General features: G+C 35.8%; 12 protein-coding genes and 1 pseudogene. 9 read left to right on the top strand and 4 right to left on the bottom strand.

Features of this window, described 5'->3' with window-relative positions; translation table 11 throughout:
* From AWV75_RS18850 to AWV75_RS04550, 8 genes and pseudogenes are all read left to right on the top strand, one after another.
* Positions 1–627 (top strand): annotated as a pseudogene (locus AWV75_RS18850) (hypothetical protein); the annotation flags it as partial.
* Between the two features lie 45 nt (positions 628–672).
* Positions 673–1,563, top strand: coding sequence for a hypothetical protein (locus AWV75_RS04580; protein WP_060873246.1), 891 nt, complete (start codon positions 673–675; stop codon positions 1,561–1,563).
* Between the two features lie 509 nt (positions 1,564–2,072).
* On the top strand, positions 2,073–2,960 hold the full coding sequence (locus tag AWV75_RS04575; protein ID WP_156424170.1) for a hypothetical protein: 888 nt from the start codon (positions 2,073–2,075) through the stop codon (positions 2,958–2,960).
* Between the two features lie 14 nt (positions 2,961–2,974).
* A complete protein-coding gene (locus AWV75_RS04570; protein ID WP_060873244.1) occupies positions 2,975–3,511 on the top strand; it encodes a hypothetical protein in 537 nt (178 codons plus the stop codon).
* 461 nt (positions 3,512–3,972) lie between these two features.
* Complete coding sequence (gene argS / locus AWV75_RS04565) at positions 3,973–5,751, top strand: arginine--tRNA ligase (RefSeq protein WP_060873243.1); 1,779 nt, start codon at positions 3,973–3,975, stop codon at positions 5,749–5,751.
* Between the two features lie 32 nt (positions 5,752–5,783).
* Complete coding sequence (locus tag AWV75_RS04560) at positions 5,784–7,268, top strand: hypothetical protein (protein WP_060873242.1); 1,485 nt, start codon at positions 5,784–5,786, stop codon at positions 7,266–7,268.
* Positions 7,252–8,697 carry a LysM peptidoglycan-binding domain-containing protein gene (locus AWV75_RS04555; protein WP_060873241.1) on the top strand — a complete coding sequence of 482 codons (1,446 nt, stop codon included), beginning with the start codon at positions 7,252–7,254 and terminating at the stop codon, positions 8,695–8,697. Before AWV75_RS04560 ends, AWV75_RS04555 begins: the two co-directional genes overlap by 17 nt.
* Positions 8,684–10,345: an MBOAT family O-acyltransferase gene (locus AWV75_RS04550; RefSeq protein ID WP_060873240.1), complete on the top strand. Its 1,662-nt coding sequence runs from the start codon at positions 8,684–8,686 to the stop codon at positions 10,343–10,345. Before AWV75_RS04555 ends, AWV75_RS04550 begins: the two co-directional genes overlap by 14 nt.
* A gap of 51 nt (positions 10,346–10,396) precedes the next feature.
* Here the strand turns inward: AWV75_RS04550 and AWV75_RS04545 are convergent, their stop codons facing one another.
* A complete protein-coding gene (locus AWV75_RS04545) occupies positions 10,397–10,867 on the bottom strand; it encodes a DUF4265 domain-containing protein (protein ID WP_060873239.1) in 471 nt (156 codons plus the stop codon).
* 185 nt (positions 10,868–11,052) lie between these two features.
* Between AWV75_RS04545 and AWV75_RS18410 the strand changes: the two genes are divergently transcribed.
* Positions 11,053–12,108, top strand: a complete 1,056-nt coding sequence (locus AWV75_RS18410) for a tetratricopeptide repeat protein (protein ID WP_082711030.1) — start codon at positions 11,053–11,055, stop codon at positions 12,106–12,108.
* A 77-nt stretch (positions 12,109–12,185) separates the two neighbouring features.
* Here the strand turns inward: AWV75_RS18410 and AWV75_RS04530 are convergent, their stop codons facing one another.
* Genes AWV75_RS04530 through AWV75_RS04520 form a run of 3 tightly spaced genes read right to left on the bottom strand, consistent with a single transcriptional unit; the run spans position 12,186 to position 18,024 of the window.
* Positions 12,186–13,658: an efflux transporter outer membrane subunit gene (locus AWV75_RS04530; protein ID WP_060873238.1), complete on the bottom strand. Its 1,473-nt coding sequence runs from the start codon at positions 13,656–13,658 to the stop codon at positions 12,186–12,188.
* A gap of 10 nt (positions 13,659–13,668) precedes the next feature.
* Positions 13,669–16,818, bottom strand: coding sequence for an efflux RND transporter permease subunit (locus AWV75_RS04525; RefSeq protein WP_060873237.1), 3,150 nt, complete (start codon positions 16,816–16,818; stop codon positions 13,669–13,671).
* 48 nt (positions 16,819–16,866) lie between these two features.
* On the bottom strand, positions 16,867–18,024 hold the full coding sequence (locus AWV75_RS04520) for an efflux RND transporter periplasmic adaptor subunit (RefSeq protein ID WP_060873236.1): 1,158 nt from the start codon (positions 18,022–18,024) through the stop codon (positions 16,867–16,869).
* Positions 18,025–18,054: the final 30 nt, after the last annotated feature.

Below are 18,054 nucleotides of genomic sequence, written 5' to 3'. Positions count from 1 at the left end.
GATGTAATCAACAACTTCGAAGAGATTATCAATAATACCGAAGTGCAAGAGTTACTGACGCAAGTAGTAAGCAATACGGGTGGAAATATGACCTATGATGGTACTGGTTTTACGTATGTAGATGAAAATGGAGATACTGTTTCGATTGATATGTCAGCGTTTATCAAGGACAATGAAACAACTACCACTTTGGTAAAAGACGCTTCTGGTAATGGGAAGTATACCTACACCAATGAGACTAGTACAGCTGTAGAATTAGATGTTCCTGCGGATGTGATTAATAATTTCGAAACTATTGTTACTGATTCTAATGTTAAGAGTTTACTACAACAAGCGGTAATCAAAGCGAATACGCTTGTAGAAATCACTACAAATTATGTTGTATTAGATGAAGATACGACTATTATGATAGATGCTGAAGTAGCAGATGTGGCGATAACCTTACCTGCTGCCACACCTGAGAACAAAGGACGAATGATTTTAATTCGAAGAATAGATGAATCAGATAGAGTAGTAAGCTTTAGTCAGCAAATTAAAACAAGTAAAACAGAAGGCTTTACTTCTATAAATTATGGTATGACTGTTCATATTCAAAGTAATGGAACTGCTTGGTATATGATTAATTAAGATTTTTTTGAAGTTTTATAAAGGTTGTGTGAAAAATTAAAAGTTATGAATAAAGAAGTGAAAAAAATAATAGCGATACTATTATTCGGATTAGGGACGACATACTTCGCTCAGGCGCAAATAGCCACTCAAAAAATAGGAAAGAATCCAATGACGATGCATTCTTCAGCGGTACTAGAAGTAGAACATGATAAAAAAGGAGTTTTATTTCCTCGTGTAGCTTTAACCGGTTTGGATGATAGAACTACTATAGTATCACCAGCACACGCATTGACTGTATTTAATACAGCCAATGCAGGAGTAACGCCCAATGAAGTAACTATAGGTTACTACTACTGGAACGCTACAGGGGGGAAGTGGGTGAAGCTACTAAGTCAGGAAGATGTTATAGCAAGTGATACTGGTGGTCCTTGGAATAAACAAGGAACGACAACTTCAGCTACTTTGAATACGGAGAATATTTATCAAATGGGAAGTGTTGCCATTGGAGCAACTACGATTCTACCTATAGTAATTGGGTCAACTAATATTCAACCTAAGCTACATATTGAAGGAGATGTATCTACAACGGGTAAATACTATACAACCAATAGTATGTATGCGGATTATGTATTTGAAAAATATTTTAATGGTAGTTCAACCATTAATGAAGCGTACGAATTTAAGTCTTTGGATTATGTAAAGGATTTCGTTAAGAAAAATAATCACTTACCTGGAGTGACATCCATTGGAGATTTAACGAAAAGTATGGAGGGATATACTTTTGATATGACAGCTTTAGCAATTCAAAGTTTAGAAAAAATAGAAGAATTGTATTTGCATGCAATTGAGCAGAAAGAAGAACTAGAACAGCAGCGAATTGAAATAGTGTTTTTAAAGACAGAAATGAATGAAACGAAAGAAAGATTGAAAAAACTAGAGTCAATAAAAAAATAAGAGTTTTATCTTATATAGTATAACTAATCTTGATGCACGTTCAAATGGATCAAGATTGGTGTCTTATAATGACGCTATATCTACTTGTTAGATATGGGGCAACTGAATGAAAACAGAATGAAAACAGAATGAAAACAGAATGAAATTGACATGCTTTTTTAAAGGGTAATTCTAGTGTTTTTCTGTGTTTTAAAGGGAACGATGAAATTTTGTGTGAAATTGCTTTTTCTCTTTTTAAATAAAAGGTAAATTTTTTTTGATGCCTATTTTTTGTTTTCAAGTCAGGGTAGTTGCTAGTAAATCTTTTCATAAGAGGTTTAAAAAAGTAGTCAAATACTCTTGAAATTTAAATGATTACAAAAGAAAGAGAAGACAGAACAGCTGCTCAAAGAGGGAATAATAATGAAACTCCAACTAAATAATCGATTTTGGTTTGAAGCAACCTCATTGGCTGAGTTTATATGAGATCAAATAAATCTAAGCCTGAACTAAATAAAAAGAAGTGAAAAATGAAAAATTATATAAGCGCTATCATAGTGATGTTGCTCTTTGGGATCGTTATGACGCATTCGAGTCAGGCGCAAGAGTGTTTAAATATGATAGCTATACCATCAAATGGTACATTAAACCTTAATGGGGTTCAAATTAATACTAGTTCAACAGGAAGTGTATGGGAGCTCCAAGGTAAAGCAACTCCTTCATGTGGAGATATTTATACCGTGCCTTGGACAGCGCATTTAGGAGGATTGCCTGGTCCTCCTCATCGACCATTTAGTTTGATTTTAAATTTTGATAAGCCTGTAAATAATGTAGTTGTAGCAGTATCTGAAGCGGGTTGGGAGGGGCTTATACCTGCTATCAAAAATGAGACATTTACTTTTACCTCCAATGGAGGGAATGTTTCTATTAGTTCTACTGTGAATTGTTTCACAACTATATCAGGGAATGTGATATATTCCGGGTCGGGAACTTCTCTGTATACTTATCTTGGAGGTGGGTATTTTATGTTAAGCAGTCCTCAACCTTATACACAGCTTACCGTATCTGGAGTTGGGAAATGGAATGGGGCAGCTATCATGTTATGTGGAGAGTCTGTTATTGCTCCTTGTTCTTCTACCAATGTTCCAAACTGGGCAACAGCTACTAGTTTTACCCAGACTGGAATTTCGGAGCTTTCTAATGCGTATAGGGTAAGCTGGCCTTACACTATTCCCAATGGATTTATAGCCATGGAATCTAGAAATAAAGGTTTTGTGATTACACGGGTTAGAACGACTAATGATATTCCATTTGGAGGACTAGTAGAAGGAATGTTGGTTTATGATATTTCTGCTGCCTGCGTAAAATTATTTAATGGAAGTACTTGGAAATGCATTGAACTAGATTGTGGGCAATAAATAAAGGATGAACAATGAGTAAAAATATTTTTTTAGCATTTTTATTGTTGCCTATGGTAACAATAGCACAAACAGTTATAGAAGGGAAAAATCCATCTACAAGTAGTGTTGTATTAGAGTTTCCATCAGGTACAGCAAAAGGTATTATTTTACCAGCTGTAGAAAATCTACCACTAACCCCAGCCAATGGAACATTTTTGTATGATAAAATGCAACGTAAAGTGAGGATGTTTCAAAATAATAGTTGGGTTGATTTGTCCAGTGTAGGTAATGCTAGCAGAATTGTAGCATATAATAGTACGATAACATTACCGAATAAACAAACTATTATAGGTTCTCATACAACCAAGGTGTATAATGGATCAAGTTTTGTAGATGGAGCAGTTGATGGTATTGTGGTCTTAGAAGGATCTACGAAAGCCTTGGTTTTACCCAAAATAATGAATCCGCATCTAACAGTGAAGAGCCCTTATCCAGGGATGATGTGTTATGATAGCAATAGAAAAGCCTTGGCGGTTTTTGATGGTGTATTATGGAACTATTGGAAGTAAATTTAAACTAAGGTTTGGCCTATAGTGTTTAAACATGTATTAATCTAATAACATCAACAATGTATTGGTGGTTTACAAAAGAGGGGAACCAAAAGGTTACCCTCTTTTTTAGGTAGTATCGTCAACCATAAAGAAAGTATATCCGCTTTTTTTGATTGTTGCCTTTTGTATGTCAACGTGTACAAGATGTATAATCCTTATACAGGGTAGACGAATACAACTTGAAGTGTTTTATTTGTAGAGAATTCTTTCGTAAAAACAACTGTGGTTGTTTTGTTAAAAATCTTTTTTAGGGTAGTATTTCCTTATCATAAAGTAAAAAAAGGGAACGCTAGTTTGTAAATTTATGTTGAATCAGGCGCTGAAAATAGAAAAACAATTCTATTAGGTGTAAAATTTTTCCTTTTATCTATTTTAATCCTGATGAAATAAGAATTATCTTTGCCTATTAAATTTTGTTAATGATGTTGAATCAGATTTTAACTCCTCAGATTATAAAAGCAGCCCAAGAGCTGTATGATGTAGTACTTGATAAAGTAGAATATCAAGTGACTCGAAAAGAATTTGAAGGAGATATTACAGTTGTTATTTTTCCATTTTTGAAACAGATCAAAGGGAATCCTATAGAAATAGGGACCAAAATTGGTGCATATTTAGTTGAAAATACGGCTGAAATAGAACGGTTTAATGTCGTAAAAGGATTTTTAAATTTAGTTGTTTCTGATGCGTATTACTTATCTTCTTTCACTTCAATGTATGGAGAAGCACATTTTGGATACCAAACACCAGAAGCAGAGGACAAAGCGGTATTGGTTGAATATTCGTCACCCAATACAAATAAACCCTTACACTTAGGACACGTTCGAAATAATTTATTGGGTTTTGCTGTGGCTGAAATTTTAAAGGCCTCAGGAAAGAAGGTGTATAAAACACAAATTATCAACGATAGAGGAATCCACATTTGCAAGTCCATGCTGGCTTGGGAGAAATTCGGTCAAGGAGAAACACCTGAATCGACTGGATTAAAAGGAGATAAATTAGTCGGAAATTACTACGTGAAATTCGATATCGAATATAAGAGTCAAATCAAAGAGTTGATGGCGAATGGGATGACAGAGGATCAAGCGAAAGCCGAAGCCCCTATCATCAAAGAAGCCAAACAAATGCTGTTGGATTGGGAAGCAGGAAAACCAGAAGTGATTGCCTTATGGAAAAAAATGAACCAATGGGTGTATGATGGTTTTGCGGTTTCTTATGCGAACTTAGGAATTGATTTCGATAAGAATTATTACGAAAGCAATACTTATTTATTAGGAAAAGATGTAGTTGAGGACGGATTAGCACGTGGAGTGTTCTTCAAAAAAGAAGATAATTCGGTTTGGATTGACCTAACAGATGAAGGATTAGATGAGAAATTAGTACTTCGTGGAGATGGTACATCTGTTTATATGACGCAAGATATTGGAACAGCGATTCAACGTGTAAAAGATTTTCCAGATATCGGAGGAATGGTATATACCGTTGGAAATGAGCAAGATTACCACTTTAAGGTGTTGTTCTTAATCTTAAAACGCTTAGGTTTTGATTGGGCGGATAGTTTATATCATTTGTCTTATGGGATGGTGGATTTACCTTCAGGGAAAATGAAGAGTAGAGAAGGGACTGTTGTTGATGCAGATGAACTAATGGAAGAAATGACTAATACGGCACGTACCATTTCAGAAGATTTAGGCAAACTAGAAGGATACTCAGAAGAAGAAAAAGAAACGCTATATAAAACCATTGGTTTAGGAGCGCTTAAATATTATATTTTAAAAGTCGATCCGAAGAAACGCATCTTGTTTAACCCAGAAGAATCTGTTGATTTTGCTGGAAATACAGGACCGTTTATCCAATATACGTATGCGCGTATTCAATCGATTTTACGCAGAGCGGATTTCGATCTTACTGCTGTTGCTACGTCGATTGTATTAGATCCAAAAGAAAAGGAAATTATTAAATTATTAGAAGATTTCCCTGAAGTCATTCAAAATGCAGCAAAATCTCATAGTCCAGCATTAGTAGCGAACTATGTTTATGACTTGGTAAAAGAATATAATTCTTTCTACCAATCGGTTTCTATTCTTGGAGAAGAAGACCTAACGTTGAAAACGTTTAGAGTACAATTATCTCAAAAAGTTGGTTTGGTGATCCAAGACGCATTCTCTTTATTGGGGATTGCGGTGCCAAATCGCATGTAATTTAGTTCTTTGTGAAAGTAGTAAAATCATACATGATACAGTCATTAGCCATTGTTATATTGGCTAGTGGCTTTTTTTTATTCTTTAAAGCAAATTTGCCTCAAAAGATTTTTTCAGAAGAAAAACCCAAAACAGCAAATGTTGTCATTGACAGCTTGTTGCTGGAAGCAATTGAGGAAGAAAAAATAGCAGAAAAAGGAGATAAAACAACAGCAGTCATTGATGCTGATCAAGAAGAAGGAGCTGTATTGGTTATCCAAGAAGAAGATTTGATTTCGAATGAAGGCGAAGCAAGTTTCAAAGGCATGGTATTTTTAGATTATTTCTTTAGTCGTTTGTACGAAGTAGAAAATCAAAATCAAGGACGTGCGCGTATCGCTTATTATGGAGATTCGATGACAGATGGAGATATGATTGTACAAGATTTGAGAAAGAATTACCAAGATAAATATGGAGGTTCTGGGGTTGGTTTTATACAAATCACCTCTGAATCTGCTCAATCTAGAGGGTCAGTAACGCACAAATATTCCCCAAACTGGAAAGTACAATCGTATTTGAATGTAAAAAATCCGCGTAAACCTTTTGGAATTGGCGGACAAGTGTTTTTCATAAAAGATACGATAAAACCAACATGGGTAAGTTATCAAGCAGGGAATATTCGAAATATGACTACCTTGAATAATCCAACCTTGTACTATGGTCGATCAGCAAATACCCAGGGTAGCGTTGAAGTGATTATGCAAAAAGATACCCTTAGAAAATCGTTGCAGGCAGTTACAGCCTTGAATAAATTAAAATTGACAGGTGGTTCCGTCAAACAACTGAAATTGCAATTTCTTCATGCAGATTCAATCCCGTTGTACGGAATAGATGTGAGTAGCCCAACTGGAGTTCAAGTAGATAATTTCTCAAGCCGTGGAAACTCTGGATTGCCTTTGTCTTTATTCAATGTATCCGTGATGCAAAAATTCCAAAAAGAATTGGATTACAGTTTGATTATCTTGCATTATGGAACCAATGTATTGAATTATGGTTCTTATAATTACAGTTGGTATACCAAACAGATGAATAAAGTCGTTAGTCATTTAAGACAGTGTTTTCCTAAGGCTTCGATTTTGGTTATTTCTACAGCGGATAAAGCGACGAAGTATAATTTAACTATGGAAACCGATTCAGCGGTAACGCCATTGATGCGTGCACAGCGCAAGTATGCAATGGAGTCCAAAACAGGATTCTTTAACTTATACGAAGCCATGGGCGGAAAAGGTTCTATGGTTCAATGGGTAGAAGAATCGCCTGCCAAAGCAAATAAAGATTATACGCACTTTAATTTTAGAGGTGCACAAGCGGTATCTGCGTTAATTTTTAAACAACTAGAAGAAGGTTATGCTGCTTATAAAAAAGAAAAAGGTGGAGCGTCTATGCAAGGAGGAAGAGTCAAAGAAAAAGAAGATTCTTTGCAAAAAAAGAAAGTTCAAAAAGAAATAGATACGGTGTCCAATGATGAAATGGAGTAAAATAGTGGTTGCTTTGCTGCTGGTAAGTACAAGCATTTGGGCACAAGAACAACCCCAAAATCAAGCGAATTTTGATGCAGCTAGTGTACAAGATACATTAAATGAGCCTTATAAGAATATAATTTATTACCCGGAGCAATTGAAGCACTTTTTCACAAGCTTGAAAGAATTAAGCGAGGGGAAGAGAAAAAAAGTGAATATTGTTCACATCGGGGATTCTCATATTCAAGCTGATTTTTTTAGTGGTAGAGTGCGTAGTTTAATTCAAGAACAGTTCGGAAATGGGGGATTAGGATTTACATTTCCATACCAATTAGCGCGTACCAATAGCAATAATTTTGTGCGCTATTCGAGTAATTCGGAATGGGAAAATAGACGAAATATCTATCCTGTTAATGGTGCGAAAGTGGGGTTGAGTGGAATTGCTTTATCTTCTGCTGCAAAAGATGCAGTTATCAAAGTAGATTTGAGAGAGAGTAAATTTGCTTTCACCAAAGTAAAACTCTTTACACCAAATAATGAATTGACTTATCGCGTGGGAATAACCGATCGAGAAGTGAATTTTACGCCTACAACTAAAACCAAAACGAGTACACATAAAATTAAATCTGGAGAATCACTATCGGGTATTGCGAAGAAATACAACACTACTGTTGCCCAGTTGAAGCAGTTGAACAAATTGAAATCGGCAAACATTCAAGCGGGTAAAACTTTAGTGATTCCTACCAAAGAGGTAGAGCGACCACAAATTGCTACTTCTGTTTTTCAACCCGTGCATTACAGTAAACAAAAAACTTGTTTTGCCTTTGATTTTCCCAATGCTACTGCTCAGTTTTACCTTTATAGCGAGGCGAAGAATGAATCCAATGATTTAAATGGAATTGTATTAGAAAATGATCAAGCTGGGATTGTGTACCACACAATTGGCGTAAATGGAGCGCGTTATTCGGATTATAATAAATATCCTTTATTCTTCGATCAATTAGAGGGATTAGAAGCGGATTTAATTATCATTTCACTGGGAACGAATGAGGCCTTTGATAAAATAGATGGCGAGAGTTTCAAAGCGGAAATTAATCGCTTTTTAAAAGAAGTGAAAAGCAAAAACCCGGAGACTTCCATTTTAGTTACGTCGCCACCACCTAGTTATTTTTCAAAGGGAAATCCCAATACGGTAGCGAGTACCTTAGCCAATGAAATTATCATCAATGGGGTGGATCAAAAATATGCCATTTGGGATATGTATTATAATTTAGGAGGAACCTTGGGCTTGCCTTATTTAATTGAGGAACAAATGTTGTCTAAAGATTTAGTACATTATACAATTAAAGGTTATGAATATACTGGAACCTTGTTTTTTGAAGGACTGATGAAGGTATATCAGAATTATTTTTCAACAGAAACAAAACAGACAAATGAGTCTATTTAATATAGAAATGCCCGCTGTAACCCTGGATGATGTGATCCATTGGTTTACATTTAACCCTAAAGAACCGTTGTTGTTCAACTCGGCTTTGTTTTTGGGTATGTTTATTGTTTTTTACTTGATCTATATTGGCCTTAGGAAAACCTTTCATGCCCGTCTCTTGTATGTGGTTTTATTTTCGTTGTTTTTCTATTATAAATCAAGTGGACTATACCTTTTTATTTTAATAGGGTCCTCCTTGATGGACTATACGTTTGCTAATACCATTAGCCACAGTACAAATGAGGCAAAAAAACGGTTTTTACTGACATTAAGTGTGGTGTTAAATCTCGGATTATTAGGGTATTTTAAATACACTAATTTCTTTTTGGATGGATTCAACTTTTTTGCAGATACGAAGTTTCATTTAGATGATTTGATTTTACCTGTAGGGATTTCGTTTTATACGTTTCAATCCATCAGCTATATCATAGAAATTTACCGCAAAGAGATTGAACCCACTAAAAGCTTTTTGGATTACTTGTTCTTTATTTCCTTTTTCCCTCAATTAGTAGCCGGGCCAATTGTCCGTGCAAAAGATTTCATTCCACAAATCTATTCCAATCTCTTGGTAACCCGAGATCAGGTGAATGAAGGAATGCTTTTAATTATTGGAGGAGTTTTAAAAAAGGCTGTAATCTCAGATTATATCTCGATTAACTTTGTCGATCGTGTATTTGATGCTCCAAATAGTTATACGGCATTTGAAAATTTAATGGCTTCTTATGGCTATGCGATTCAGATTTACTGTGATTTCTCAGGATATTCGGATATGGCCATTGGTATTGCACTATTATTAGGATATCGCTTGCCGATGAACTTTAATGTACCCTATCAATCAACTTCCATTACGGAGTTTTGGAGAAGATGGCATATTTCGTTGTCTACGTGGTTGAAGGATTTCCTATATATTTCAGTAGGAGGAAATCGAAAAGGAACCTTTGGCGGATATTTCTTTCCTGGTTTATTTTTTGTTGGTATTATCGGCTGGGGAATCTATAGCTATAATTCGAGTATCTATCCTTTAATTATTGGTATACTGTCTTTGGTTGTATTTATGTTGACAATCGCTTTGTCTAAAACAAGACAGAAGAGTTTGTTTACCAATTTCAACTTATTGACTACGATGTTGTTGGGTGGTTTATGGCATGGTGCTAGTTTGCGCTTCATTGTTTGGGGAGCTTTGCACGGAATTGCGTTAGCAGTACATAAATTGGTCATGGAGTTATTCCCACGTAAAAAAGATAAACCCGTTTCTTTCGTTTGGCGCGTCATTTCCATTGTCTTAACGTTTCACTTTGTTGCGTTTTGCTGGATTTTCTTTCGCGCTAATTCATTTGAAACAGCTTTAAATATTATCTATAATATTGCGGATCTAGAATTTGATTGGGAGGCTTGGCAAACGATTATAATGGGATATAAGAATGTATTTTTACTTATTGCTATTGGATTTGTCTGGCATTTTATTCCTAAACGTTGGATGGCGATTCCTCAACAATGGTTTAATGTAGCACCAATATTTGTAAAGTCAGTGGTATTGGGATTTGTATTTTGGGTCGTATACGCAACGGCTACAGCAGGTCCACAACCTTTTATTTACTTCCAATTCTAAACGAATATTTAATTATATAACATAAAAAAACCTCGCATTTGCGAGGTTTTTTTATTTTCTGATATCTGCACTGTGTTTAGGAGATAAGTTGGGCTCTGCAAAAGAAATCACTTGTTCTTCTTCTAAAGCAGCTAAAATAGCATATACATTCTTGTAGTCCGTTTTAACTGGAACATTGATAACAAAGTAATAATCATCAACCAATTCGATTTCCGTTTGTGCGTATAAAATCTCATTGTATAAATCTTCGCGATTGTATTTTTCTTTGAGTACCATAACCTGAAGGGTACTGTTACCCGAAGGTGTTTCAATATGCTCTAATTTATAGCGTTTTTCTTGCTCGTTATAGGTTGCATAAATGATATCTTCACAAGATAGCTCTGGACCGTAAAAAGGAATATTATCAACCTGAAACAAGTTTTTGCTTGCATCAATTACAATTCCCCATAAAATTTCTTCCGTTTCTTTCTCTAATACTTCACTGTGATATTGGATGGCAATCTGTTCGTATTGTTCTTTCATACTTGTCTGTTTAAATTAGGGAATTAAAGCCATAGCTTCTTGCCTACAAAGATAGGAGGTATAAATTTAATTTGTAAGTGAACCTATTGGATTTATTGAAATATTTCCTCTGATTGTGTAATTACCGAAAGTAAAAAAGAGTAACTTAGGATTTATTTATCTTTTCAATTACCTTACTATACACTATGAAAAAATTGTTATACATTTTATTCTTATCCTTGGTTTATTCTGTGACTCTTCACGCACAAAACCAATTAGAGCATTTTCTCAAAGAAGGAATTACTTATCATGATCAAGGGTTATATGATCAAGCGATAGCGAGTTATCAAAAGATATTGGAACTAGATCCCAATTCGAGTTTAGGTCATTATGAAATTAGCTTGAGTTATATGTATAACAAAGAGTATGATTTAGCTATTGAACACAGTGAAAAGGTAATTGAAGGTGGTGGACGTCTCCTTGTTCCGGCTATTGTGGTAAAAGCTTCCTCTTGGAGTGATCAAGGCAAGGTTGAAGAAGCAATAGATTTATTAGAGGATACTATTGATAAATATGAATTAGATGTGATGGTATTGTACAATTTAGCAATCTGTCACTTTAAACTAAATGATTTAGAAAATGCAGAACGTGCCTTAGTTGCAGGAATTTATACGGATCCTTTTCATGCTAGTTCACACTATATGTTAGCGATTTTAAAAGAAAGTAAAAGTTTACGTACGGAATCCATGTTGTCGGCTTATTTTTTCTTGTTGTTAGAACCTAATACAGCACGTAGTGAAAAAATGGTAAACTTTTTGGATCGCGCATTTATGAAAGGGGTCGATTCTTCTACAGAAAAAGGAGAGAAAAAAGTTATTAATTTAACCTTAGATGAAAATGGTTTAGATACGCAGTATGGAATGGTTGAGATGGGGTTAACTATGGCCGCTGCAGTAAGTTTAAGCGAAAAAGGCAAAAATAAAAAAGAGACATTCTGTGAACGTACGACGTCTTTTTTAGAACTATTGCCTACTGCTAAACAAACGGACCAAAAAAAGGCATTGAATTTAGATACTCATTTTTATCTTCCTTTTTATAGTGCCTTGTCGAGTGCGAATTACAAGGAGTTATTTTGTAAGTATACCAATCAACGAGCCTCTGATACCAATCAGAAATGGCTGACTAAAAATGAGAAAAAAGTTAAGGATTTCCAAGCATGGAGTGAAGAAAAAATAGTAGAGCTCATTCAATTAGCGGAATAAAAAAAGCGAAAAGAAGGAAAGGTATTCCTCTTTTCGCTTATATAGGCATGTGGTTGTGAAAAAACTACACCAATTTACTATTGCCAACCACCCCCTAATGATTTGTATAATTGTACACCATATTGGAGCTTATTCAATTTCAGTTTATTTAGATTTAACTCATTGTCCAACATGTTTTTTTGCGCATTAATCACCTCTATATACGTGGCATATCCACTGTTAAATAACAAGTTAGATTGCTTTACACCCAAACGAGAAGTCGTTACTTGCTCATCTGCAATTTGAATTTGTTCTTCTGATGTTTTTAGATTGACTAAAGCATCTGTAACTTCTTTAACTGCAGTGTATACTGTCTTTTGAAAGTCGATTTCACTTTTTGTACGCTCTATTTTAGCTACTTCAAAAGCCGTTTTTAATTTGCGTTTATTGAAGATGGGATTCGCTACTTTTCCGATTAAACTTCCAAATAGAGAACCTGGAATATTGAACCAATTTTCACCTAACATGCTGTTTACTCCTCCTTCAAGGTTAATCGTCAAAGAAGGGTAGCGTGCGGTTTGAGCAACTCCCACTGCTGCATTCTTCGCTTTTAGCTCAAATTCTGCCATTTGTACATCTGGACGATACTGTAATAAGGCGAGTGGTAAACCTGTACTTCCTAATTCTTCTTGTTTCACTTCAGCCAGTTTCACTTCTCTCACAATATTGGTCGGCAATTGACCAGTCAACAAGGAAAGGGCATTTTCTTGAATGGCAATTTGTTGTTTTAGCGAAGGAATTAATGCTTTGGCCACCAACATTTGGTTTTTTGTTTGCGTAATCGCTAATGAGGTAATTTGCCCTGCATCTCGTTGTAATTCAACTATCTTAAGCGTGTTTTTTGTTAATTCATAGTTGGTTTGCGCAACTTCCATTTGCGCATCCAGCAAGAGCAGGTTGTAATATCCTGCTGCAATGTTGGCTATCAATTCTGTTTGAACTGCTTTTTTTGCTTCTGCTGTTTGCAGAAAACGAGCCAATTGTTCTGCGGTTTGACTTTTGATCTTCCCCCAAATATCAAGCTCCCAACTTAACGATAAACCTGACGTATACTGTGCCGAGTTGACATACATATTCGTTGGTGCTTCTTCTCCTTTATTCTTATAATAATTGGTAGAGGGAGTTCCATAATAGTTCTCAGAACGATATTGATAGGCTACGCTTCCTGCTTCTAAACCTAAAGAGGGCAACCATTCCATTTTCGCTTGTTTGGTTTGCTGGGTAGCAATCTCTAAATTTTTAAGAGCATTTTGCATGTCAAAATTGTGAGCCAATCCCTTGTCAATTAAACGTGTTAACTGTTCATCTTGAAAGAAATCACGCCATTTGATTGCGGAAATAGACAACGAATCTTGGGTAGCTATACTGTCCGATTGACCTCTGTAGGTTTCAGGGAGATCAATCGTTGGGATTTTATAGTTCGATTGAGGTGCACAAGCCTGAAATAAAGTCAAACCTGTCCCCAATAAAAAAACAAGCGTTAAAGGAGAGATGTTTCTTTTTTTAATCATACTGTTTTTTTTAATCGTTAGTAAATTTTGCTTTTAATCGTTCATCGATACTTTGAAAGATGACAAATAAAACAGGAATGATGAATATACCTGCTGCCACTCCAAATAGCATACCTCCAGCTGCACTAAAACTAATGGAATGATTTCCTTGTGCAGATGGACCAACGGTAAACATTAAAGGTATCAGACCTGCTACGAAAGCAAATGAAGTCATTAAAATAGGACGAAGTCTCATCTTAGCTCCTTCTGTTGCCGCTTCAACAATGGATAATCCCTTTTTGCGCTGTTGAAGCGCAAATTCTATAATTAAAATGGCATTCTTAGCCAATAATCCAATTAACATTACCAAACCTACTTGTACGTAAATGTTGTTTTGAAGTCCTGCTAAATTGACAAATAAAGCTACACCCAAAAGCCCCGTAGGTACCGTTAATAAAATTGCAATAGGCAATAAATAACTTTCATATTGAGCAGAAAGTAAAAAGTAAACAAAAATGATACTCAATGCAAAAATGAAAATCGCTTGATTTCCTGAATCTTTTTCTTCCAATGACATTCCCGTGAATTCATAGGAATAGTTACCTGGCATTTTACCTGTTACTTCTTCAATGGCTTTCATGGCATCTCCTGTGCTATAACCTTGGCTAGGATTTACTTTTACTGTAATGGCATTGTATAAATTGTAACGACTAACGGTTTGTGGACCTAATACTTTTTTCAATTTAACCAATGTATTAGCAGGTAACATTTCTCCATCTTTATTCTTGACGTAAATAGAACTGAAAGACTGTGGACTTTCTCTGTATTCAATATCAGCTTGCATATACACGCGGTAGGTACGTCCAAATCGGTTGAAATCTCCCGCTTTAACCCTTCCGTAGTAGTTTTTAATGGTGGTCATTAAATCTTTTACACTTACCCCCAGTGATTTCGCTTTGATATAATCAATCTCAAGTAAATACTGTGGAAAGTTAGCTTTGAAAGAGGTAAAGGCAGATCCAATTTCTTCTCTTTCATTTAATTCCTTGATGACCCCATCTGCAGCCTGACTAAACGAAGTGAAATCTCCGCCTAATCGATCTTGCAAAACAAATTCAATTCCCCCGAAATCCCCAAATCCTTGAATCGTTGGTCGAGGAAATACATTAAAAGTAGCCTCGTGAATAACGGATAAATCCTGCTGAATCTCGTCAATAATTAAATCGATATTTTTTACTTTTCCTCTTTGCTTGTAGGGTTTCAAATTGATATATCCCACAGCAAAAGAAGGACTCGCATTTCCATCAATGGTATTGTATCCTGAAATGGCCGTCATTCCTTCAATGTCCGTTCTCAATTTCAGAATGCTATCCGCTTTAGCTAGCACTACTTTTGTTCTCGCAAGGGAAGCCCCTGGAGGCATAGCTAAGGAATAGGTAATATAACTATCATCTTCTCTTGGAATAAAAGAGGATGGTGTTTTATATAAAAAGAATACCCCCAGTCCAATGATTACTGCTAATCCAGCAATGGCTACTTTTTTGTTGCGAATTAATTTGCCAATGGTTGCCACATATTTGGTCGTAAAGGAATCAAAGGCTGTGTTAAATGCAAAGAAAAAACGAGCAGATACTCTCTTTATTGGATTGGTTTCTTTTTGTTTAGCTAATTCCTCCGCTTTGGGTTGTTTTAAAAACAACGCACATAAAGCAGGACTCAATGTCAAGGCATTCACCGCTGAAATTAAAATAGCAAAGGCTAGGGTATACGCAAATTGCTTATAGAATATTCCCGCAGGACCTTGCATAAAACCAACAGGTAAAAATACGGCAGACATCACCAAGGTAATGGAGATAATGGCTCTAGTAATTTCACTCATGGTTTCAATGGTCGCTTCCTTAGCTTTTAATCCCGTTTGATGCATCTTTTCGTGAATCGCTTCGACGACGACAATGGCATCATCTACTACAATACCAATAGCCAGAACCAAAGCAAACATGGTCAATACATTGATTGAGAATCCCATTAAATAGATAAAGAACAACGTACCAATCAATGAAATTGGGATGGCAATAGCTGGAATTATTGTTGATCTAAAATCTTGTAAGAATAAATAAACGATGATGAACACAAGGAAAAATGCTTCAAAAAGGGTACTTTTTACCTGGTTGATTGATTCGTCAATTTGATCTTTTACAGAGTAGCTAATTTCATAGTGAATGCCCTTAGGGAAGGTTTGAGCTACGCGTTCCAATACTTTACGTACAGCAATGTCAATTTCTCTTGCATTAGATCCTGCTGTTTGAGTAATGTTCATTGTCAAACCAGGGAATCCATTCACACTGTTATCACTTCCCACATTGGATGCACCAAACTCAACACGAGCGACATCTTTTAATAATAAGACGGACCCGTCAATATTTGTTTTGATTACAATATTTTCATATTCTTCTGGTTGACTAAACCTCCCTTTGTGCTTTAACGCTGTTTCAAATGCTTCTTCTGAAGTTTCTCCAAAATTTCCGGGGGCAATTTCAAAGTTTTGATCTTTGATTGCTGCAATAACATCTTGTGGTGTTAAGCCATATAGGGCTAATTTTTCAGGGTTTAACCAGGTACGCATAGAATAATCACGTGCACCTACACGTCCTACCGCAGCTACACCAGGAACACGCAACAACTCGCGGTTGATGTTAATCTGTGTATAGGCTTGTAAGAAGGTCTCATCGTAAATCCCTTCTGGATGATTGCTGTAAAAGTTAATCGTCATGATGTTACCACTTTGACGAGGCGTAACTGAAATACCATTTTCATTTACCTCAGAAGGTAAGTCACTTGCCGCTTTACTTACGCGGTTTTGTACATTTACAGCCGCTTGATCAGGATCCGTTCCCGCTTTGAAAAAAACATTAATCGTTCCCGAACCACTGTTACTTGCTTTAGAGCTGATGTAGGTCATGTTGTCCACCCCATTGATTGCTTCTTCAATAGGCAATAAAACACTTTGGGCTACTGTTTCAGCATTGGCTCCAGGATAAGAAGTCGATACACTTACACTCGGTGGTGCAATTTCAGGAAAACGAGTAATCGGTAATAACGTAAGTCCTACTAGCCCAAGTAAAACGAACATAATCGAAATAACTGTAGCTAGTATCGGACGATCTATAATAGTCTTTAGCATATTTTTTGATTTTAGTAAAGGTGAAAAATAGGTAGGAGAGAAGAAGTATTAGTTCATCGCTTTTACATACATTCCTTCTGTTAATTTATCGAATCCCGTTTTAATTACGCGATCGCCAATTTGAAGCCCTTCCGATACAATATAATTAGTACCTGAAACTCCGTCCAATTGGATAGACTGTAGTTTTACTTTATCGTCTTTATCTAATAGATAAACAAAGGTTTTATCTTGAATAGCTGTTGTCATTTCTTGTGGAACTAAAATTACATGCGCTTTGGTTTCGCGTAGTTTAATGGTTCCTGTATTTCCAGAACGCATCACATCTTGTGAGTTGGGAAAAGACGCACGCAAAGAAATAGAACCCGTGTTGCGGTTCACTTGCCCATTGACCATATCCACTTTTCCTTTTTCACCATATTCATGTCCATCCGCTAAGATTAACGTTACTTCTGGTAAAATTTGTCCTGAAGAGGTAATACGAGTGCTATCTGATTTCTTCGTGTCTTTGGTAAAGTAAAGGAAATCGGATTCACTCATACCAAAATACACATAGACTTCACTGACGTCTGTCAAGACAGTCAAAGGTTCTTTATCTCCTCTGCTTACTAAGTTTCCAATGCGTTTAGGCATACGACCAATATAACCACTTACAGGAGCTTTAATGGTGGTATAGTCCAGATTAATTTGCGCACTAGCAACCGCAGCTGAAGCTTTGGCTAAAGAGGCTCTCGCTATTTCGTAATTCGATTTGGCTGTTTCTAGTTGTACTTCTGCAATAACCTCATTATCAATCAAAGGTCTTAAACGATCGATTTCTAATTGCGCATTTTTTAGTTTCGCTTTTTCCACATTTTCTGTGGCAATCATATTGTTTAAAATCTCGCGGTAAGGTTGTGGATTAATTTGAAATAAAGATTGACCTTCATGTACATATGCACCTTCATCAACAAAAATTTGATCTAAAGTTCCTTCAACTTGAGGGCGGATTTCTACATTAATTTTACCTTCAATATTTCCGATGTAATCCTTAATGGTTATAGCCGTTGTAGTATCAATTTGGATGATAGGCAAGGCAATGGCGTTTTCTCTTGGATCTAACGTTTTTGAATTGCCAATGTTGCAACTATTAATAGTGATTAGCGTTCCAATCATAAGCATGGCTGCAAAGCCAATAAAAAACACTTTTCGATTTGTTATCATTTTCATACTGTTAATTTACTTGTTGTAGGTGATGAA

The organism is Myroides odoratus (genome assembly GCF_001549985.1).
In the GTDB taxonomy this organism is placed as follows: Bacteria; Bacteroidota; Bacteroidia; order Flavobacteriales; family Flavobacteriaceae; genus Flavobacterium; species Flavobacterium odoratum_A.
This window is presented reverse-complemented; position numbering and strand designations above follow the sequence as displayed.

Excerpts from the sequence above, each read along its gene's own strand:
- AWV75_RS04580 (WP_060873246.1), top strand. The coding sequence starts at position 673 with ATGAATAAAGAAGTGAAAAAAATAATAGCGATACTATTATTCGGATTA.
- AWV75_RS04575 (WP_156424170.1), top strand. The coding sequence starts at position 2,073 with ATGAAAAATTATATAAGCGCTATCATAGTGATGTTGCTCTTTGGGATC.
- AWV75_RS04570 (WP_060873244.1), top strand. The coding sequence starts at position 2,975 with ATGAGTAAAAATATTTTTTTAGCATTTTTATTGTTGCCTATGGTAACA.
- argS (WP_060873243.1), top strand. The coding sequence starts at position 3,973 with ATGATGTTGAATCAGATTTTAACTCCTCAGATTATAAAAGCAGCCCAA.
- AWV75_RS04560 (WP_060873242.1), top strand. The coding sequence starts at position 5,784 with ATGATACAGTCATTAGCCATTGTTATATTGGCTAGTGGCTTTTTTTTA.
- AWV75_RS04555 (WP_060873241.1), top strand. The coding sequence starts at position 7,252 with ATGATGAAATGGAGTAAAATAGTGGTTGCTTTGCTGCTGGTAAGTACA.
- AWV75_RS04550 (WP_060873240.1), top strand. The coding sequence starts at position 8,684 with ATGAGTCTATTTAATATAGAAATGCCCGCTGTAACCCTGGATGATGTG.
- AWV75_RS04545 (WP_060873239.1), bottom strand. The coding sequence starts at position 10,867 with ATGAAAGAACAATACGAACAGATTGCCATCCAATATCACAGTGAAGTA.
- AWV75_RS18410 (WP_082711030.1), top strand. The coding sequence starts at position 11,053 with ATGAAAAAATTGTTATACATTTTATTCTTATCCTTGGTTTATTCTGTG.
- AWV75_RS04530 (WP_060873238.1), bottom strand. The coding sequence starts at position 13,658 with ATGATTAAAAAAAGAAACATCTCTCCTTTAACGCTTGTTTTTTTATTG.
- AWV75_RS04525 (WP_060873237.1), bottom strand. The coding sequence starts at position 16,818 with ATGCTAAAGACTATTATAGATCGTCCGATACTAGCTACAGTTATTTCG.
- AWV75_RS04520 (WP_060873236.1), bottom strand. The coding sequence starts at position 18,024 with ATGAAAATGATAACAAATCGAAAAGTGTTTTTTATTGGCTTTGCAGCC.